The sequence below is a fragment of the Psychrobacillus sp. NPDC096426 genome (genome assembly GCF_044762745.1).
Classification (GTDB): Bacteria; Bacillota; Bacilli; order Bacillales_A; family Planococcaceae; genus Psychrobacillus.
On sequence record NZ_JBIWEX010000005.1, the window covers coordinates 118102 to 137095 of the forward strand.

The window sequence follows — 18994 nt, forward strand, 5'->3', positions numbered from 1 at the left end:
TCCTTTTAAATTGTAACGTCTATTTCTATCGATGGATATTGTAACATGTAGCCTGTTACTTTTCCTTGTGTGTAGTTGTGAATCGGTTTATTTATTGTTGCATCTATTTGAGCTCTGTATGTTTGAACGTTTATATCAACACTTGCTGGAATATAGCTAGTTTTTACAGAGTTTATAGAAGGCACGAATTTAATACCTAGTGGTTTTTTATGTGGTGTTGCTTTTGAAGTAGCAATTGCTTGAAGAGCATTCCCACCATTTTCAATACTAGCTAGTTGCTCTCCTTCTCTAGCACGGCGAGCAATACCTGCAAGTGCAGCTTGCTTTCCTTTTTGAGCATAATTTCGAGTGGCTTCTAAAGGTCCTATTAATCCGAGGTCCCGCCTTGCTTGAGATGAATCAATATGGAGCTGCCCACTTGTAGTATGGATAGAAAGTTCAGCAGCCGGTTGGCTTATTTGTAAATCAGCTTGAGGTTGTTCAATATGTTGTTTTGGTTTTTGAATGTTTAGGCCAAGTTGTGCTTTAGTTGTTTGTATTCGAATTTGTGGTATTTGCATCGTCATCTTCCTTTAAAGAAAGCGTTTGAACGGATTGTTCAAACGCTTCATTTTACTATCTTAAAAAGTCTACTAATGATGGTTGTATAATACGTGCTCCCACAGAGAGAGCCGCACTATGAATGGATTCTTGTGTTATTAATTCAGTAATTGCTTTTTCAAAATCGATATCTTCATTGTTAGAGAGTTGTTTTGTTACAATAACTTCTTGTGCCCCTAATCTATTTTCCATCATCTCAACACGATTTTGGCGAGCTCCTATGTCGGCACGAGATCCTAAAACCACGTTTTGGTTATCACTAATAGTAGTTAAAAATCCTCCAATAATGTCTCCAGTTGTTGTAGTTGAACCCAATGCGGTTTCAATGCTGTTCATCATAGCGTCGATATCTTCAAACATTTTCTTTCCATTTGTATTTACTTTAATCTCTACACCGTCATAAACTTCAATATTAACATCTCCATTAACTCCGGTAGCTGTTTCAAATGTTGTTCCATTAAATAATGGAGAAAGTGTTTTAGTACCTGAGAAAATATACTTTTCCCCAACTTTTGTGTTTGCCATATCACGGATTTGCTCTTTTATTTGGGTTATCTCTGCTTTAATTTTTTCACGGTCTTCTGGAGTTTTTGTATCATTTGCGGCATCAGTAACTAGCTCCTGCACACGAATAAGTGCAATACCTACTTTATCAAGTGCATCATCCGAGCTATCTAACCAGTTATGAACTTCTCCAAGATTCCTTTGATATTGTTCTACTTTTCCTAAATCTGTTCGATACCCAATTCCTTTAATCGCAACTACAGGGTCCTGCGATGGACGAGTTATTTTCTTTCCTGAAGTTATTTGTTCTTGTAATGTTCCCATTTTATTATAACTATTGGATAAGTTACGAAGCATATTAGTGGAAAGCATTGATTGTGTTACGCGCATGTGTAAGTCCTCCTATTATAGTCCAACTCGGCCCATGCCGTTGATTATTTTATCTAAAGTTTCGTCGATTACGGTAATCATACGTGCATTAGCGTTGTATGCTTGCTGGAAAGTAATCATGTTAGTCATTTCTTCGTCTAAAGAAACGGAGCTAACAGAAGCGCGGTTATTTTCTACAGTTAACTTGATTGTAGTTGAATTATAAGCTAGACGATTTGCTTGTTCTCCGTCCACGCCAAGTTGACCGATAATTGATTGGTAGAAGGTTTGAACTGTTGCATTACTAGTACCAATGGTTAATGATGCGAATTTCACATCCCCTAATGCTAAAGCGTTAGCTCCATTTCCTTCTTCATCTACTGCAGTAGATGCTGCAATAGTTCCTGGATCATTGATTATCGCTTGATTTACTTTTATTCCTTTTGCTCCTGTTGCCGAAGTATCAAAAAAGTCCGCAATATCAGCACTACCAGGAAGAGGGCTTCCTAATGCATGTACTCTATTAAATTCTTTTACAAAAGCATCTGCCATGTCATTTAAATTCGCTAACATTTCTGGATAGAACCCTGTTTCAGGTGTAACTGCACCATAACCATATGAATTTATTAGTGATAATATTTTCCCTTTATTTGATTCTAACTCAATATAATTAATTGCATCATTCGGTAAATTTCCATTGCCTGTTACAGTAAAGCTAGTGAACGGTTCATAATTCTCACTATTTGTCATGCCATTTGCAGATAAACTTGCGGCATCTTTTCCGTTAACCAAATCTACTAATCTACCATTTAGTTTAATAGATACATTCACTGCACCTTCTGCTATTGGTAGGGCATTCCCTCCAGATTTAGTATATGTCACCTCGATTGGAAAATAGGTAGATAATTCGTCTAATAAATTATCGCGAGCATCGTATAAATCATTTGGCATATAACCATTTGGTTCAATAGCTTGAATTTGCTCATTCATTGAAGCGATTTGTTTTAAAATAGAATTGATATCAACTGTGGATGTTAAGATTTCATTTTTTATATTCCCTTGAATATCAGAAAGTTGCTTATGAATATAGTTAAACGATTCTGCAACAGCAATTCCTCGCTGAGCTACTACTTTACGAGCACCCGCGTTTTCAGGGTTAGTACTTAAATCTTGTAAGGATTTCCAAAATTGATTTAATGATTCATTCAAACCAAATTCAGATGGCTCGGCCATAATATCTTCCATTTGGGTAATAGCCTGTGATCTTGATTCCCAATAGCCTAGTTTGTTAGATTCTTGACGATATTGTCGGTCAATGAACTGATCACGAATCCGTTGAACAGATTGTGCTTGTACTCCAGTCCCTAAGTGACCAGGAACTTTCGGTGCATTTAAGCCAGTTCCTGGATAACCAAGAGTCGCTTCCATATTCACGCGTTGACGTGAGTAACCAAGTGTATTGGCGTTTGATATATTATGTCCTGTTGTATATAGTGCGGATTGTTGAGTGGTAAGTCCGCGTTTACTTGCTTCTAGTCCCATAAATGTGGAGCCCATGGGTTCGCCTCCTTATGCTTGTGAATCGAAGTAGTTTTTGTTTGTTGAAGGTGCTTGTACTTCGGATTTTGAGTAGTTTATTTGGTCTGGCTTTGGTCGTAATGTATCTAATGTTAAGTTGACGAATTGTAGCGATTGGAGTGTCAGCTTTTGGTTTAGGTCGTTTTGGTGTTTGAGCGTTTCTAATGTTAGGAGTAATTTGTTGCGTGCTGCTCCTAGTTGCTCTTTTTCTTCGTTTGTGTTGGTATTTTCTAAGACTAGTGCAACAGTTGGATTGTCAGTAGGAGCAATTCCTTTTGCTCGAAGGTAATCCGTTACCTCTGTTTGACGCTGTTGTTCTAGCTGAGAAATGCCTGCTACGTGCGCCTGCTCATCCTTGAGGAGTTGGTTTAGACTGTCCATGTCGTCAATTTTAATCGCTTCTGTTTTTTTGTATGCAATTTCTAGTAAACTTTTGTGTAGCATGTCGAGTTTCGTGAGAGATTGCAAAATCTTTTCGATGGACATGTTTTAAGCTCCTTTTATAGACGGTAATAATTGAGGATGTTCGATGCTAGTTTTTTGGCATCTACTTTGTATGTGCCCGCATCGATTTCCGCTTTGATGGCAGCAACTCGCTCTGCTTGATTTACCTCAACTGGAGATTTGGTTTGCATGCTTTTCGCTGCGGATGAGATCTCTAGTTGATCGGTCGATGGTCTTGCCATGTGTTGTGCTTTTTCCGTTTGCTGTTGGTTGCGTTTATATGGATTTACTTGGTTTACCCCGATATTTGTAATTTTCATCGTGATGTATCCCCCTTTGTTCGAAAAAGTGTCTATATGTTATTTCGGTTTTAATCGGCAAGTGTTTAGAGTCTTTTGTACGAAATGTTTTTAGGTTGATTAGCTAAGGCTTATTAACTATTTAATATAAAAACTCTCACTTTCGGTGAGAGTTTTCGTGTTATTTATTAATGTCTTTATGATACGTCCCATCATGGTTGTTCACTTTTTCGCGGAATTCTTGGGCTGCTTCGAATTGGCGAAGTCCGGATTTTAGTTCTTGAGTACAGTTTTTGCATAGTTTTCCTTGTGTTGTTAGTTTACCACAATTGTCACATGGATAGCCAAGGTTTGGGAACATGGCTGGTTGCAGTCGTCCTTTTCGTACCCACTTGTGTAGCAGTGATTCTTCTACACCCGTTGCTTCGACGATTCGTTCGACGGTTGCGGCACGGTTTTCCCGTTTACGCAGGAAGCGATACACCGTTTCGTATAGTTTTTCTTCGTTCATGGCGCAGTTATTGCACACGTCTCTTATGCCTGTATAGTTAAAAAATTCACCGCAAGATGGGCAATTTTTCAGTTCTCCCATGAGGACCCCTCCAAATCAAGTTATCTCCTCTTTTATATCGGCAGATTATCCTTTTATTAAAGTAATCGCTTCTACCCTTCTCGCTCCTGCGTCTTTTAGGACCTTTGCGGCGTGGTGAATAGTTGTGCCAGTTGTATATATATCATCGAATAAAATATAGTCCCGTGCTTCTATTCTAGTCGTAACTTCAAAGAGTGGACTCGCTTCTAGTCGTTCCTTTCGCGTCTTCTTTCCTTGTTCGGTCGTTGCTGTTTTAGTGAGTAGATGTTGAAAAGGAATGTCTGCACTAATTAGTAGCTCGTCGACTTGTGCAAACGTTCTTTGGACTAGCTTTTCTGGGTGCATTGGAATTGGTACGATGATGCCTTCTTTTCCCTCGAATGCTTCGTGCAAGGTTTCTGAAAATACTTGGGCTAGTGCTACGTCTTGCAAAAACTTGAATTGATGCAAATAGCTCTTCATCGCTTCGTTGTACGAATAAAGTGCTGTAACGGCATCGACTGCTCCCTCGTAGCGAGTACCTTTAAAGTCATCGTACTGGATCGTTGTATCTGATTTCGTAAATTTATTAAAGCATCTGCTGCATGTGGATGACTCTTTTTCATATAGAAATAGCTTTCTCCACGTCGGGGCTGGTTGGAAAGTAGTACCGCATAGTAAGCAGTTCATATGCGATTCCACCCTTCGATTGCGGCTTGTGCTTTGTCCATTTCACGGGAGATTCCGTGATGAAAAAAGACGATGTCACCGTTTGGATAATTTGCGGAGCGTCCGACGCGTCCGCTTATTTGGATGAGCGCGCTTGATGTGAAAATTTTTTGCTCCGCTCCAACGACTGCTACATGGACGTTTTCGATTGTGATGCCACGTTCTAGGATGGTTGTCGTGAGTAGTCCTGGTATTTTCTTTTCTCGGAGCTTCATGACGAGTTCTTTTCGTTCAGGATGTTCTGCATGTACCCTTGGTATGTCACCTGGGAAGTTTTCGAGCATTTCGATTGTCGGTAGGAATACGAGGAATGGGATGTTGTTTTTTGTTTTTTCTTCGATCCATTGCTTTAGTTTGTTTGGGAATTTCTCTTTTCTTAGTTGTCTTGCGTAGCCACATAGACTGTCGAATCTAGGAACGGGTAGGTCGTGCCCATGATATCTTCGGGAAAGTACTGACTGGTTTGTTGTTTGGAGTGATTTTGTTGGTGTTGCGGTTACGTAGTGAATGGCGGCGTCTTGTTTTGCTGCTTTTTTTACCGCTCGTTGGAGTGTTTCGTCTGCGTAATATGGAAAAGCGTCTGCTTCGTCGACAAAGACGACGTCGAATGCATTTTCAAATCGGTATAGCTGATGGGTTGTTGCGAGTATGAGTTCAGCGAATCCTTCTTGGTCTGGTGCTCCGCCGTACAGTGCATGAATAGTTGTTTTGGGAAATACTTTTTGGAACCGTGGGAATAGTTCTAGGATGACGTCCGTTCTTGGCGCTGCTACGCATACTCGTTTTCCTTGCTTTAGGCATTGGAAGATGGATGGAAAGAGTAGCTCTGTTTTGCCTGCTCCACAAACCGCATGAAGGAGATGTGATTTGTTTTGTTCGACACTTGTGAGTAGTTCTTCACTTGCTTTTTGTTGGAGAGGTGTTAGTTGGCCGCTCCATGTGAACACATGAGCGTTCGCGCCGCGAGCATGTTCTTTGTTCCAAAGGAGCAACTCGGAACAACTACTCACCCGCCCCATCCGAATGCAGTGGCGGCAATAGGTGCAGTCTTTGTTACAACGTGCACAGTGAAATGTGTGAAATAAGTGCTGGGTTGAGTTGTGGCATCGGTTGCAGACGTACTTCTTTAATTGACCAAAAAAGGGTTGGTTTTCGTCTATTTGGATGCCGGGTTTGAGGTGAATGTGGCCGCTTTTGATGTGGGCGTCGATGGCTTCGCGCGGGAATGGGGTGTGTTCGCGAAGCCAGATGCGGCCAGTGAGAAATTGTTGCAATTGGTTGTCCATTGGTATTCTCCTTAGTTGGTTTTTACCCAAGCTAGACCCATCGAGCCTTCGCCGAGGTGTGTGCCGATAACGGGACCGAAATAGCTGATTGTGAATTTAACGTTTGGCAGATTTGCTTCTAACTCGTTTTTCCATGCGATTGCTTCTTGTTCTTGGTTGGCGTGAATGATCGTCGCTTGTAGTTTGGCGTGTTTGTTTGCGTCTTCTTGGAGAAGGTCTGCAATGCGTTTCATCGCTTTTTTACGTGTGCGAACTTTTTCGAATGGTACGATAATTTTGTTTTCGAAGTGAAGGACTGGCTTCACTTGAAGCATAGTGCCGATGACGCGTTCGATGCCGTTTAGACGTCCGCCGCGGTGCAGATGGTCGAGGTTGTCAACCATGAAGTAGGCATGCATTGTTTGTTTCATGGTGTTTAGCTCTTTTAGTATTGCGTCTGGGTGTGCACCATCTTTTGCCATTTCTGCAGCTCGGAGGACATAAAAGCCTTGTGCCATGCAGGAAAGTTCTGAGTCAAATGTATATACGTTTATGTTGTCCACGATTCGGCCTGCTTGTTGGGCACCTGTGAGTGTTCCACTAATGCCACTCGATAGGTGGATGGAAATGATTGCGTCGTAGTTTTTGGATAGTTCTTCGAAAGTACTGACAAAATCGCCGAGTGCAGGTTGCGACGTTTTCGGTAGCGTTCGCTCGTTTCGAACTTTGTCGTAAAATTCAGTTGTACTGATGTCGATTTCTTCTTTGTAAGTGTCGTTTCCGATAACAACGCTAAGTGGCACCATGCGAATGTCGAGTTTTTCGCGAAGTTCTTTTGGGATATAGGCGGTGCTGTCTGTTACGATTGCTGTCTTCATGTTAAAATCACACTCCTACTGTTAATTTTACTGAATTGGGGTAGGAAATGGAAGCACAAAAATACCCCGAACATGATATTTGTCATATATGCACGGGGTGTAGTTTATTCAGCTGCTGAGTCTCCGATAAAGTAGACACTTGTGACTAGCCAGTTGCCGTCTTCTTTGACGAATACGGTTACTTGTCGGCCGTCACGATCGAGTTTGGCACCGGAGTCTGGTTGTTCTAGTGCGATATGGATGTTTGCAAACACTTGCGCATGTGTTTTGTCGTATTTGATGATCGTTGTGTTGTCGGCTGTTCGGATTGTGTCGTAGTCGTTGAATGTTTGCTCAACTACTACTTTTTCATCGTCATGGTTGAAGCCTTCTGGATTTTTGGAAATGGTGTTCATGTAGCGATTGATGTCTTCGTCATTGAACGCTTCCATGTATTCGTCGAAGGCTGCGAGAATTGCTTCTTTTTCTTTTGCTGGTACATTGGTTGCTTCTTCAATGTTGCCTCCAGCCATTTCAAAGCCGACTTCGGATTTGTCGGTTGCTCCGTGGTCGGTTGTTTTTTGGGTGTTTGTTGGTGCGATATCGTTAACGGATCCAGTGTTTTCGTTTGTATCTTCATTGCTACCACATGCTGCAAGAAGTATTCCGAGCGTTGCAATAGCTAGTGTTTGTATGATTTTCATGTGTGTATTTCCCTCCTGCTAGTGGTTATTTTGTCATACTTATGACGAAAACTCAATTATTTGGTTTCATGTCAGATTAGGTGGAATGTTCTGTGTTTTTGTTGTATGATTTTGGGGATTGGAGGTGAGTTTTTGACAGGTCATGTTGCTTTATTGAAAAGATTGTCAGATGAGCATTTGATGGAGTTTATTGTGGAAGAAGTGAGGAAAAAAGAGGCCGGAAGTCGAGGGGAACATCGACTTATTCAGAAGCTTGGAGAGCTGTGTTTAGGTTCTCCTATGAAGGTTTTTCCTAATGTGAGCCTATCTATAGGGGATTGGAAGGTCCAAATTGATTGTTTAGTTGTGACAGATCGTTGTTGCATCGTACTAGAGTCAAAGAATTATAGTGATGATTTATATGTCAATTTAGAAACGGAGGAATTTTATAAAGTTAATAGAAATGGAGAGGAGATTACGCTTCCGAATCCTTATTTTCAATTGATGAATCATATCCGGTTTTTAAGAGATTATTTTGGAAAAGATTTCTCGAAAATCAAAATCACCGGGGCTGTTATTCTGACAGCTAAGTCGTGTAGAGTCAGGCAAAAGCCTACGCATTATCCTTTTTATAAGTTGGAGGGGATGAATGAAAAAGTAATTCAAATGTACAACCATTATCAATCTCATCAACTATCTTCCAAGCAATTGCAAACGATTGAGCATCGACTTCAAACGGAGCAAACCCCGTTTACCTATCCCCCATTGTGTGAACATTATCAAATCTCTCCTACAGCTATCATTTCCGGTGTCGAATGTCCACATTGTGGAGTTTTGGGGATGAAACGTATATCGACGACTTGGAAATGTATGGTGTGTAATAAAAGTGAACGCTATGCTCATATCTCAGCTGTTAATGACTATTTTTTGCTGATAGATAAAAAAATTACTAGTAAGGAGTTTCGTAGATTTTGTAAGGTTGAATCCAAATACTCTGCATCTCGTATGCTTAATAGTATGGATTTGGATGCACATGGATCGGGTAGAGCGAGATATTTTATTCAGAGGAAGAAATAATAATTTGAAGTGATATTATTGGGTGGCCATTTTTTTGTTACGCGCAATGTTTGAGGGCGGACGCGCAACATTTACTTACTTTCTCGCAACATTCTCGCTCGTTGCGCAACTTTCGCACTCGTTCTCGCAACGTTTCTGCTACGCGCAATGTTTGAGGGTGGATGCACAACGTTTGCTTGCTTTCTCGCAACATTCGCACTCGTTTGCGCAACTTTCGACGCACAACGTTTACACTCACGCTCGCTACTTTCTCTCTTATTCACCATAAAAAATCCTCTTGCCCAAGAGCAAGAGGATTCACCATTTATTATCTAACTTCCACCCAGCCATTTTTAATGCCGGTTACTACAGCTTGGGTGCGGTCGTTGACGTTCATTTTTTGTAAGATACTGGATACGTGGTTTTTGACTGTTTTTTCGGAGATGAATAATGTTTCTCCGATGGTGCGGTTGCTTTGGCCATCAGTTAGTAATTGGAGCACTTCGCATTCACGCTTTGTTAGTAAGTGGAATGGGCGGCGAATTTCGGTTTGATGGAAGTTGCCTTTGTTTTCACGTTCGCTTAGGCGACGGAATTCTGCCACTAGGTTGCGTGTTACTTTTGGATGTAGGTAGGAGCCGCCTTTTGCTACTACTTTGATAGCGGAGACGATTGCGTTTGCATCCATTTCTTTTAGCATGTATCCGAGTGCGCCTGTTTTTAGGGCATGGGATACGTATGATTCGTCATCGTGAATAGACAGGATGATTACTTTTGCTTCTGGATATTTTTCTAATAGTTCAGCTGTTGCTTCTACACCATTTTTGGTTGGCATATTAATATCCATAAGTACTACATCTGGGATGTATTGTTCGAACAAACGTAGTACGTCATTGCCGTCGCTGCCTTCTGCTACTACTTCGAATGTGTCTTCGAAATCTAGTATGCGTTTTACTCCTTCACGGAATAATTGGTGATCATCTATAATGATAATTTTTGTCATATTTATTTCCTCCTAAATAAAACCGCAATAGTTATTATTCCTCTTATATTGGAATGCTAAACAAAATGGTTGTGCCTTTGCCTGGGGAAGAAATGATTTTCATCGTTCCTTCGAGCAAGTCCACTCGTTCTTGCATGCCGATTAAACCAAATGATTTTTCTTTTGCAACTTTTGGATCAAAGCCGACTCCATTATCTTTGACGATAATATTCATCTTTTGTTGCAACCACTCTACTTTTACCCATGCTTCCGTAAATTTCCCGTGCTTAATACTGTTTGTTAAGCATTCTTGCACTAACCGGAAAATGGCTACTTCGAAATTGGTTTGCATTCGTTGTTCTTCTCCGAATGCTTGGAAATTAATTTTTTTCGTTGGATTGTATTCCTCTATCGTTGATATATATTTTCGAAGTGTTGGAATTAGTCCTAAATCATCGAGGGCCATCGGGCGAAGATCGTAAATGATTCGACGAACTTCTGAAAGGGCATTGCGAACCATAGTCTTTAGTTCGATAATTTCTTTCATTGCTTCGTCTCCACCACGCTGCTCATATGTAAGATTGATCAAATCTGTTCTAAGTAATACATTGGCAAGCATTTGTGCAGGACCATCATGTATCTCGCGAGAAAGTCTTTTACGTTCTTCCTCTTGAGCTTCGATAATTTTTAATGTGAAATCTTGTTTAATCTTTGCGTTTTCTAATGCTTCTCCGACATCTTTTAAGTCAGACGTTAAATAATTCATCACAATATTTACTTGGTTAACTAGCTGATCGGCACGCTCAATCATTTCTAAAAGCCCTTGTAATCTGCGTTCTAACTCATCTCTTCGTTGTCTTAACTGCTTTTCTTCGTTTCGTTTAATGAGAAGGTTTATTTGAATTTCGTTTGCAGTTTCGTAAGCACTACGGACTTGCGGTTCATCATACGAATCAAAGTTTTTCGAGACTTCAGCTAATCGGTTACGCGCTAATCTCGAGTTCGCTTCGAGCGTATCGCCTTCTAAAATGACTATTTCGATGTTGCTTCGAATTTTTTCTAACTCAACTTTCATTTCTTCGAAGCTTTGTCGACTTTGTTCGCTTATAATGAATATATCCCTTTTTGAATGATCCATTACTTCGACCATTCGATCGAAAATAACATCTAACGATTGAGTATTCAAATTCTTTTTCGTCATCTGTTTTTTTCTCCTTTAAGCATGCAAATGAGTCTCCATTCATAAATGCTGACAAACTCTATTATAGCACTTAATAACTAAAAATAAATTAAAATTACTTTACAAGTATATTTCAAATGATACAGGAGGCAATTTTTTATGAGAAATGATTACCAGACAGTCAAAGGCTACGGGGAAAGCGAGATTACCATTCAAAAGTCACGCTTTCTGACATTTGTTGACCGTGCCGAAACCGAGCAGGAAGCTCAGGATTTTATTAATAATATCAAACAACTACATAGAGATGCTACTCATAACTGTTCGGCATACATAATTGGGGAGCATGATAACATTCAAAAGGCAAATGATGACGGTGAACCTAGCGGAACTGCTGGAGTACCTATGCTAGAAGTGCTAAAAAAACAAGGGATAAAAGATACAGTGGTGGTAGTCACACGTTATTTTGGAGGTATTAAACTTGGCGGTGGTGGACTTATTCGCGCATACGGAAAAGCAACAACTGAAGGGATTGACGCAGCGAAAGTAGTAGAGCGAAAGTTACATCATTTGATGAAAGTTCAAATCGATTACACATGGCTTGGCAAAGTGGAAAATGAAGTACGAAATTCTACCTATCCGCTGAAAGAAATAAATTATGCAGATTCCGTCGAATTTTTCGTTTACACAAAAGCAAATGAAGAGATGGTATTCACAGATTGGATGACTGAACTGACAAATGGGCAAGCAAAAATGGAAGTTGTCGAAAAAGAATTTTTGGAATTTGATGTGAATTGAATTATACTTTTACATAAGAGGTGATGAAATGAAAAAGTTATCCATATTAATCCTAATGCTTTTTAGTTTAAGTGTAGCTCCTATGATTTCTTCAGCAGCCTGTCCAACTCCCGTTTACTGGGACGGAGTGGAGCTCAAGTCAGGTCAAATAGGGCGAGTGCTCATTCAAAAACCAACAACTATTTACAAAAATGTACACGGAACTTTCGAATTTTCGCGTACGGTTCATCCAGGTGAAAATTATCGCGTTTATGCAAATAAGTCGACCTATTATCATCTTGGCGGCGGCTTAGTAATTAAGGACGATGCATCAATTTTATATCAGACACCTTCGAAAGAAAAATTGAATTGCGCAAAAACATCGTTTACGATTGGGGATGCGTCCACATCTGTTGCAACGAAGCTTGGGACAGCACAAAATAAGGTGAACAATGAATTTGGAACTTCCACATCTATTTATCACCAAAACTATCAAAATTTTTATGCAATCAGTTTTTTAAACAATAAAATTGCGTCTCTTTATACGAAAGATAAGCAATACCGAGTGAACGGTGTATCGATATCGAATACGATTAGTGAACTAGAAGATAGACTAGGCACAAATTATCAAACGACCGGCAACACATATCCAGTCGAAATCATCACGTACCAATTACCAAAATATGAAGCAAACTTTTTTATCGATGTACATAATGACAACAAAATTTCTGCCATTCTATTAGTAGATTATCAATTAATGAATAAAAACCCGAATTTATACCCGAAGAAATCTACTTCTTTAGAAGCAAGTTATGAAACATTATTATTTGAATTAATTAATGCAGAACGTAAGATTCAAGGAGTACCTGTGTTGCAAAATGCTTCCAAAGTGGCGACAGTTGCTAGAAAGCATAGTGTGGATATGGGAACGAATGAGTATTTCAGTCATGATAATTTGAAGGGGCAATCGCCGTTTGATCGACTTGCGATTGATGGAGTGACGTTTCGAAATGCTGGGGAAAATATAGCGACGGGCTATACGAATGCTTATTTTGCCCATGAGGCTTTGATGAATTCGCTTGGTCACCGGAAGAATATTGTAAGTACTGCGTATACACAAGTAGGTGTTGGAGTTTTCTTCGCTAAGTGGACGTATGGTTCGATACCGTATTATACAGAGAACTTTATAAAGCCTTAACCGAAGCAATTTGTTTCCGCAAAAAATAGGATGTGCTTTATAGAGATAATGCGTCGTAAAAATAGGATCTTCGGTTTGTCGTGTTGAGCGGACTTTTTGTCGCGCTCGTGGTAGTCTTTGTCGTGTTCGAAATCTAGTTTGTTGCGCTTGCAGTGGATTTTGTCTCGTTCAACCATATTCTGTAATATTTAAAAGTGATTAGCTAGCAATTTTCGTTGATTGAAGCGGAAGGGCGGCAACTCCAGCGGGATCAAGTGAGACAGATGAAACTTCACAGCGCACGCGTAGCGTCGGTGAAGGTTCATGGCTCCCCCCTCGGAAAGCGTCCCCCCTATAGCGAAAATCATAGCGGACGCTTTATTCAACTTCCTTACGACACATTAACCCTAATCACATGTCTAGTTTATATAATTCCCTTAATCATAAAAAAAGTAGAGTGAGAATCATGGAGATTCTTACTCTACTTTTTTATGGTTGACGATATATTTATTAGTATTTCTCTATCGTCGTACCCTGGTAATAGTGTTTTAGAATGCGGTCGTATGTCCAGCCTGCGTCGGCGCGGGCTTTTGCACCCCATTGACTCATGCCAATGCGGTGACCGAATCCTTTACCTTTTACTGTAACAGACTCGATTCCGCTAGTTGTTCCAGTTGAAGATACGATTCCTTCATTTGTTTGAATGTTGATATTTCCATTTGGAATAGTTTCCACACCTGTTGCAGTTTGCACCGATGCACCTGCTAAGGAGGAGATATCCGTTGTGCCATTTGCTTGCTGTACGGAAAGTTCTGTTATGCCACCAGATGGCTTCGTGAAACTAACATCATACCAGCTAGATTTTAACGATGCATTATTCGCATCTAAAAATACGTTTCTCATCACAGTTTCATTGCCCGTAATCGTTTTTTCTCCGGAAGATGTAACAGCTGTTACTGCAGTGACCTCTCCGTTAGAACCACCTTTTGTTAGCTTTATATCTAATAAAGCATCTGTTGCACTGAATCCGAATTTCTTTAGAATATTTGCTTTAGGAATCGTAACGGACCAGTTATCGTAAGGTGATTTTTCAATGGAATCATCTACAGATACAAACTGTGGTACTTGGGCAGTGTCCCAAACTTCTCCAATATTCGCCGTTTTGCCGCCACTTGCAGCAAAGTAATATGCTTGTACGAGTTTGCCGTTTGATCTAATAACTAAATCTTTTGTAGCATCAACGGCTGAATTGGTGCTTTTTTGTTCGGATGTGTAGCCTTTGTACATTTGATCTTTTGTTGTACTACTTAAAATACCTGCTTTACTTAAAGTATAGCTTCTTGCAGCAACGGCCTGTGCTTTTAGCGCTTCTTGATGCCAGGAAGCATACGATTCGTTTGGAATAACTCCTTTTAAATAGTTTTCCAAGTCTAGTCGATTGACAATTTGAACGCTAGCACCAGATTTTATAACATTAAAGCTTCCTCGAAACTGTGTGCCAGTTGGTGTTTTTCCTAGTGGCCCTGTTGAAACTTCCGCTACTTTTGCATGTGTTGCTGGCACCCATGAAGATACGCCTTGTTCGTCTGTAATGGAGTACCATATTTCGCCGTTTGCATTCGTAAATTCATTCACCAAGTTTGCACCTTGGAAAGCTTTATACGATTTTACGGTTTCATAGTCAGCTGTTGCTCCTTTTTTTCCATCGACATCCGATGTGAAAACTACCAACTTATCATTTCCAGTTAATGCATGTAACGCAAAACCGTTGGCAGAGAACATAGAGGCGCCCGTTTGATAAATCGATACTTCCCCGTTAACTTGCGAAAAAGTAACGGGAGTATTTGGTAATGCAAAAAACATCTCTTTTGTCGTTAAGTTCTCTAATTTATAGACACCTGTTAAGTTAAGAGATGTAGTAGAAGCGTTGTGAACTTCTACTTGGACTTGCTTTGAATAGCTTTCTTGCTTGTATGCAAATGCTGTATTTGAAACTGCTAAACTAAGTGCCACTACTGATAGACCAGTTACTATTTGTTTAAACAATTATTTCACCTCAGTAAGCGTACTTAGCACCCAACCTTTGTTTCCTTTAGCGGTTTGGACATTGTACCATATTTCACCATTTGCATTTTTGAATGTATCCAAATATTTTAAAGAAGTTCCTTTTGCGACTAATTCAATCGATTGGTAGTTCGTAGTAGCACCTTTTCTCACGTTAACTGCTTGTTTTGTTACGACTTCAGAAGGCACGACATTGCTCGGTTTTGTTGTTGTCACATCACCAGAGAATACCCACCCTTTCACCGTAGTCGAAACTTCTACGCGGTACCAGATACCAATAGTCGATTTATGTTGGTCGATCACTGCTAGTCCTTTATCTGCTCCGTAAGTTGCTACTACTTTGTAGTCACGAGTTGCGCCACTATGCACTTTTACATTGCTACTAGTTGTATACACTGTAGTCGGTAAACCAGTAGAAGGATCTGGTGTAGGTGTAGGCGTCGGTGTAGTTGTTGATGGTGGCGTTACAACCGTTCCACCTTCTGCAACTGCTTTTTGTAATTGCTTAATCATCGCATCTTGTTCTGCCACTTGTTTTTCTAACGCTACTACTTTTGTGTTTATTGGATTTAGTTGGGCTTGTACCCATTCAACTGATGCAAGCAAAAGGTTAGAATTTGCTTTTGTAGCGCTAGGTACTGTGATTGTAAATAGTAAACTTAAACCTAGTACTGCACCAATAGTTCCTAATAATTTCTTTTTCATCGTATTCATTTCTCCCTCTTATTGTTGGAAATAGTTTTCTAATCCTTTTCTAATTCCTTCTGCTGCTTTTTTCTGGAAAGCGGCTGAAGCAAGTTGTGCTTCTTCTGTTGGGTTCGATATAAATGCAAGTTCTACGAGAACAGAAGGAAGTTCATTCATACGATTCACGTAAAAGACTTGTTCTTTTACTCCACGATTATACGTCCCAATTGCTTTTACTAGATCCGATTGAATGCTTTTCGCTAGCGTCAAGCTTCTTGGACCATTAAAGTTAACCGTCGCATTATAATATGTTGTCGTACCTTTTGAAGAGGCGTTAAGTGCATCAGCATGAATACTAATAAATGCGTCGTAATCCGATTTATTTGCAATATCTGTGCGTTGTTTTAGCTCTAAGAAGACATCCGTACTTCTCGTTAGGACCACTTCCGCGCCAGCTGCTTCTAGTTCCGCTTTTAAAGCTTTTGCAGTTGCAAGTACAACGTCTTTTTCTCTCGTTCCTTTTGGTCCAACCGCTCCAGGATCTTTTGCACCATGGCCAGCATCCAGGATAATTTTCTTACCTGCTAATCCTTTTTGGACGACTTTAATCGTTAATTCTTTATCGTAATCTCGAATTGTATATGTGTAGTTAGGGTCGAACGTGATCAATAAAACAGAAGTACCACCAGATACTTTTTCCACTTTCATACTTTTCACGCCAGTAACGGATGATTTAATCTCGTTTATATCTGATAGATTACCAAATATGCGTAAAACGTTCGCAGAAGGTGTCGAATAAGTAATATCGAATTTAGAAGGTTTAGACCATACTAAATAGTTTTGCCCATTTCTTACTTCCGTTCGACCGTTCGTTAATTGGATCGGTGAAATGTCTGAAAGCATAGATGCTTGAATCCAACCACGTTTTTCACTTTGTGTTTCAATATTTAACCAGCCATTCAATGAACGAAGTACTCGTACCGGAGTACTTAAATAAATTGTATCTACTTTTTTCGCAGTTGCACTTGCTCCATTGTATACAGTGGCTGTTTTCGTCCCGTATTTAGTTGGGATATCTTCATTTACTTCAAAGTCTGGAATCCAGCCTTCTTTTCCACCCGCATTAATTTGTAGCCAAGTAGTACCATCTGTAGCGACTAATTTGTTTATAACGGTAAAGCTTGTGTTTTTAGCAAGACCTTGTAGAACTGCGGAATTATAATTGCTGTTTGCGTACAGTAAAGCATTAGCTCGTTTAATCGTTCCTTTTTCACCTGCACCAGGTGTAACAATTGGTGTTTCTTCAACAGAATCTACGATGGACACAACTGATTGATGCAACCAAGCATCCCCACTTGTTGTGTTCACTTTATACCATTTTTCCGATTTTTCGTCCGCTGCATATTGAGTCGATTCGAACAGGTCATTTTGTCTGCTTTGTGTAACTACATCGAAACTAATTCCTGGGCCTGAACGCATATTTGCAACAGGTACAGAAACTTTCAAGCTATTATTTTCTGCTACTACATCCGCATTTGTAGCAGGTGTTTCAGGAGTTGGATTTTCGGGTACAGTAGAAACAGTTTCAAATGCATCTGCAGGAATCCACCCTTTTTTCCCTACTGCATAGCTCACTTGGTACCACTTTTCTTTAAAAGCGTTTGTAAACTCTTGATGGATTGATAGTTTCGTTCCAACTTGAATAGTTGCTACTGTTTTATAATCTTTCGTAGCACCAGAGTGAACAGTAGATGTTTTACTTACTACTTTGTCAGCAATCGATGACTCTTCGAATGCAGAAGCCAGCATCCAGCCTTTTTTACCAGTTGCATAAGTCACTTGCACCCATTTTTCCTTGAATGCGTTCGTAAACTCTTGATGGATTACTAGAGTTGTCCCAGGTTTCACTGTAGAAACGACTGCATAACTTTTTGTTGCTCCTTTATGAACAGTTGTTTGTTGGACTACTTTCATGGAAGTGGCTGTTTCGCCAACTGTCGCGTTTAATACAAATAATTCAGAAGTGACCCAGCCTTTTTTACCGTTATATTCCACGTTAAACCACACTTCATTTTGTGCATTTGTAAAAGCACTTAGAACTTTCAATGAAGTGCCCGCTGGAATTGTGGCAACTACTTTATAAGAAGTTGTTGCACCACTTCTCATATTTGCCGCATTTTTGCCTATTCTTTGCTTCGTTCCCTCGTAAGAAATACCAGAAGAGGTGGAAGCCGCTTTCACAGCAGTGTTGGCGATTGGTTTTGAGTCACTGATAACTACTCCACTTTGGCCAACTGTAGAGTTTAATTCAAATAATTCCGATGTGACCCAACCTTTTTTACCGTTATATTCCACGTTAAACCATACTTCTTTTTCTGCATTTGTAAATGCACTTAATACTTTCAAAGAAGTGCCTGCTGGAATTGTGGCAACTACTTTATAAGAAGTTGTTGCACCACTTCTCATATTTGCAGCATTTTCCCCTATTCTTTGCGTCGTTCCTTCGTAAGAAATACCAGAAGAGGTGGAAGCCGCTTTCACAGCAGTGTTGGCGATTGGTTTTGAGTCACTGATAACTACTCCACTTTGGCCAGCTGTAGTGTTTAATTCAAATAGTTCCGATGTAACCCAACCTTTTTTACCGATATATTCCACGTTAAACCATACTTCTTTTTCTGCATTTGTAAATGCACTTAGGACTTTCACTGAAGTGCCAGCTGGAATTGTAGCGACTACTTTATAAGAAGTTGTTGCTCCACTTCTCATATTTGCAGCATATTCCCCTATTTTTTGGGTTGTATCTGCTATTTGTTGAATTTCGTCTAAAATTAGAGATGAATTCGAAGCGGCATATGCAATTGGTGAATCATTCACAAGAAGATGTTGTGGCAAAAGAACAGAAGTTGCTAAGACAGATGATGCGATTACTTTTTTCATTTGTTCCTCCTTGAAACGCGTGTTTTCTCCATTTTAATGCAGATTTCCTCATAAAACAATCCAACTAATGTAATTAAATCCAATGTCATAGAATTGTAATAAAGAAAATAGAATTGTGTCGTTTTATCTGCTTAGGTGATTTTCGGATCCTACCGCTCACTGCGGAAATTACATTGATCGAAGACCCCGGCAGCAACCTTCTATTAAATTACAAGTTTTGCGCAAGATAGAGTCTGCA

19 protein-coding genes are annotated in these 18994 nt (G+C 39.9%); 3 read left to right on the forward strand and 16 right to left on the reverse strand.

The window, feature by feature from the left end; all coding sequences use genetic code 11:
* Positions 1-5: 5 nt before the first annotated feature.
* From ACIQYS_RS06145 to ACIQYS_RS06190, 10 genes are all read right to left on the reverse strand, one after another.
* On the reverse strand, positions 6-560 hold the full coding sequence (locus ACIQYS_RS06145) for a DUF6470 family protein (protein ID WP_402976219.1): 555 nt from the start codon (positions 558-560) through the stop codon (positions 6-8).
* A gap of 55 nt (positions 561-615) precedes the next feature.
* Entirely contained in the window at positions 616-1494 is an 879-nt protein-coding gene (flgL, locus tag ACIQYS_RS06150; protein WP_402976221.1) for a flagellar hook-associated protein FlgL, read from the reverse strand.
* A 15-nt stretch (positions 1495-1509) separates the two neighbouring features.
* On the reverse strand, positions 1510-3030 hold the full coding sequence (flgK, locus tag ACIQYS_RS06155; RefSeq protein ID WP_402976223.1) for a flagellar hook-associated protein FlgK: 1521 nt from the start codon (positions 3028-3030) through the stop codon (positions 1510-1512).
* Positions 3031-3042: 12 nt separating this feature from the next.
* The gene (locus ACIQYS_RS06160) at positions 3043-3537 is read right to left on the reverse strand and encodes a flagellar protein FlgN (protein ID WP_402976225.1); all 495 of its coding nucleotides are present in this window, start codon (positions 3535-3537) and stop codon (positions 3043-3045) included.
* A 14-nt stretch (positions 3538-3551) separates the two neighbouring features.
* Positions 3552-3815, reverse strand: a complete 264-nt coding sequence (gene flgM, locus ACIQYS_RS06165; RefSeq protein ID WP_402976227.1) for a flagellar biosynthesis anti-sigma factor FlgM — start codon at positions 3813-3815, stop codon at positions 3552-3554.
* Between the two features lie 160 nt (positions 3816-3975).
* A complete protein-coding gene (locus tag ACIQYS_RS06170) occupies positions 3976-4386 on the reverse strand; it encodes a TIGR03826 family flagellar region protein (RefSeq protein WP_402976229.1) in 411 nt (136 codons plus the stop codon).
* Positions 4387-4431: 45 nt separating this feature from the next.
* Complete coding sequence (locus ACIQYS_RS06175) at positions 4432-5055, reverse strand: ComF family protein (protein WP_402976231.1); 624 nt, start codon at positions 5053-5055, stop codon at positions 4432-4434.
* The gene (locus ACIQYS_RS06180) at positions 5052-6104 is read right to left on the reverse strand and encodes an ATP-dependent helicase ComFA (protein ID WP_402976233.1); all 1053 of its coding nucleotides are present in this window, start codon (positions 6102-6104) and stop codon (positions 5052-5054) included. Before ACIQYS_RS06180 ends, ACIQYS_RS06175 begins: the two co-directional genes overlap by 4 nt.
* Positions 6105-6391: 287 nt before the next feature.
* On the reverse strand, positions 6392-7237 hold the full coding sequence (locus ACIQYS_RS06185) for a DegV family protein (RefSeq protein WP_402976235.1): 846 nt from the start codon (positions 7235-7237) through the stop codon (positions 6392-6394).
* A gap of 104 nt (positions 7238-7341) precedes the next feature.
* Entirely contained in the window at positions 7342-7920 is a 579-nt protein-coding gene (locus ACIQYS_RS06190) for a DUF4440 domain-containing protein (RefSeq protein WP_402976237.1), read from the reverse strand.
* Between the two features lie 132 nt (positions 7921-8052).
* Here ACIQYS_RS06190 and ACIQYS_RS06195 point away from each other — a divergent pair, with 132 nt between their 5' ends.
* Positions 8053-8976: a nuclease-related domain-containing protein gene (locus ACIQYS_RS06195; RefSeq protein ID WP_402976239.1), complete on the forward strand. Its 924-nt coding sequence runs from the start codon at positions 8053-8055 to the stop codon at positions 8974-8976.
* A gap of 71 nt (positions 8977-9047) precedes the next feature.
* On the opposite strand, the gene ACIQYS_RS06200 is transcribed toward ACIQYS_RS06195, so the two are convergent.
* Genes ACIQYS_RS06200 through ACIQYS_RS06210 form a run of 3 tightly spaced genes read right to left on the reverse strand, consistent with a single transcriptional unit; the run spans position 9048 to position 11138 of the window.
* Positions 9048-9242 carry a hypothetical protein gene (locus tag ACIQYS_RS06200; RefSeq protein WP_402976241.1) on the reverse strand — a complete coding sequence of 65 codons (195 nt, stop codon included), beginning with the start codon at positions 9240-9242 and terminating at the stop codon, positions 9048-9050.
* A gap of 41 nt (positions 9243-9283) precedes the next feature.
* The gene (locus ACIQYS_RS06205; RefSeq protein ID WP_402976243.1) at positions 9284-9958 is read right to left on the reverse strand and encodes a response regulator; all 675 of its coding nucleotides are present in this window, start codon (positions 9956-9958) and stop codon (positions 9284-9286) included.
* Positions 9959-10001: 43 nt separating this feature from the next.
* Complete coding sequence (locus ACIQYS_RS06210; RefSeq protein ID WP_402976245.1) at positions 10002-11138, reverse strand: sensor histidine kinase; 1137 nt, start codon at positions 11136-11138, stop codon at positions 10002-10004.
* A gap of 138 nt (positions 11139-11276) precedes the next feature.
* On the opposite strand from ACIQYS_RS06210, the gene ACIQYS_RS06215 reads away from it, so the two are divergent.
* Together ACIQYS_RS06215 and ACIQYS_RS06220 are read left to right on the forward strand one after the other, a co-directional pair.
* Entirely contained in the window at positions 11277-11912 is a 636-nt protein-coding gene (locus ACIQYS_RS06215; RefSeq protein ID WP_402976247.1) for a YigZ family protein, read from the forward strand.
* Between the two features lie 28 nt (positions 11913-11940).
* Positions 11941-13089 carry a CAP domain-containing protein gene (locus ACIQYS_RS06220; RefSeq protein WP_402976249.1) on the forward strand — a complete coding sequence of 383 codons (1149 nt, stop codon included), beginning with the start codon at positions 11941-11943 and terminating at the stop codon, positions 13087-13089.
* A gap of 489 nt (positions 13090-13578) precedes the next feature.
* Here ACIQYS_RS06220 and ACIQYS_RS06225 read toward each other — a convergent pair whose 3' ends face one another.
* From ACIQYS_RS06225 to ACIQYS_RS06235, 3 genes are read right to left on the reverse strand one after another with little or no spacing between them, the layout of a single operon-like run.
* A complete protein-coding gene (locus ACIQYS_RS06225; protein WP_402976251.1) occupies positions 13579-15114 on the reverse strand; it encodes a SpoIID/LytB domain-containing protein in 1536 nt (511 codons plus the stop codon).
* Positions 15115-15837 (reverse strand): SH3 domain-containing protein, encoded by a 723-nt coding sequence (locus ACIQYS_RS06230; protein ID WP_402976253.1) that lies wholly within the window; start codon positions 15835-15837, stop codon positions 15115-15117.
* Positions 15838-15855: 18 nt separating this feature from the next.
* Positions 15856-18756 (reverse strand): N-acetylmuramoyl-L-alanine amidase, encoded by a 2901-nt coding sequence (locus tag ACIQYS_RS06235; protein ID WP_402976255.1) that lies wholly within the window; start codon positions 18754-18756, stop codon positions 15856-15858.
* Positions 18757-18994 lie beyond the last annotated feature (238 nt).

Bases quoted from the DNA above. Each gene is read 5' to 3' on its own strand.
- ACIQYS_RS06145 (WP_402976219.1), bottom strand. From the start codon at position 560: ATGCAAATACCACAAATTCGAATACAAACAACTAAAGCACAACTTGGC.
- ACIQYS_RS06200 (WP_402976241.1), bottom strand. From the start codon at position 9,242: ATGGTGAATAAGAGAGAAAGTAGCGAGCGTGAGTGTAAACGTTGTGCG.
- ACIQYS_RS06190 (WP_402976237.1), bottom strand. From the start codon at position 7,920: ATGAAAATCATACAAACACTAGCTATTGCAACGCTCGGAATACTTCTT.
- ACIQYS_RS06185 (WP_402976235.1), bottom strand. From the start codon at position 7,237: ATGAAGACAGCAATCGTAACAGACAGCACCGCCTATATCCCAAAAGAA.
- flgL (WP_402976221.1), bottom strand. From the start codon at position 1,494: ATGCGCGTAACACAATCAATGCTTTCCACTAATATGCTTCGTAACTTA.
- ACIQYS_RS06215 (WP_402976247.1), top strand. From the start codon at position 11,277: ATGAGAAATGATTACCAGACAGTCAAAGGCTACGGGGAAAGCGAGATT.
- ACIQYS_RS06230 (WP_402976253.1), bottom strand. From the start codon at position 15,837: ATGAAAAAGAAATTATTAGGAACTATTGGTGCAGTACTAGGTTTAAGT.
- ACIQYS_RS06170 (WP_402976229.1), bottom strand. From the start codon at position 4,386: ATGGGAGAACTGAAAAATTGCCCATCTTGCGGTGAATTTTTTAACTAT.
- ACIQYS_RS06220 (WP_402976249.1), top strand. From the start codon at position 11,941: ATGAAAAAGTTATCCATATTAATCCTAATGCTTTTTAGTTTAAGTGTA.
- ACIQYS_RS06175 (WP_402976231.1), bottom strand. From the start codon at position 5,055: ATGAACTGCTTACTATGCGGTACTACTTTCCAACCAGCCCCGACGTGG.
- flgK (WP_402976223.1), bottom strand. From the start codon at position 3,030: ATGGGCTCCACATTTATGGGACTAGAAGCAAGTAAACGCGGACTTACC.
- flgM (WP_402976227.1), bottom strand. From the start codon at position 3,815: ATGAAAATTACAAATATCGGGGTAAACCAAGTAAATCCATATAAACGC.
- ACIQYS_RS06205 (WP_402976243.1), bottom strand. From the start codon at position 9,958: ATGACAAAAATTATCATTATAGATGATCACCAATTATTCCGTGAAGGA.
- ACIQYS_RS06210 (WP_402976245.1), bottom strand. From the start codon at position 11,138: ATGACGAAAAAGAATTTGAATACTCAATCGTTAGATGTTATTTTCGAT.
- ACIQYS_RS06235 (WP_402976255.1), bottom strand. From the start codon at position 18,756: ATGAAAAAAGTAATCGCATCATCTGTCTTAGCAACTTCTGTTCTTTTG.
- ACIQYS_RS06160 (WP_402976225.1), bottom strand. From the start codon at position 3,537: ATGTCCATCGAAAAGATTTTGCAATCTCTCACGAAACTCGACATGCTA.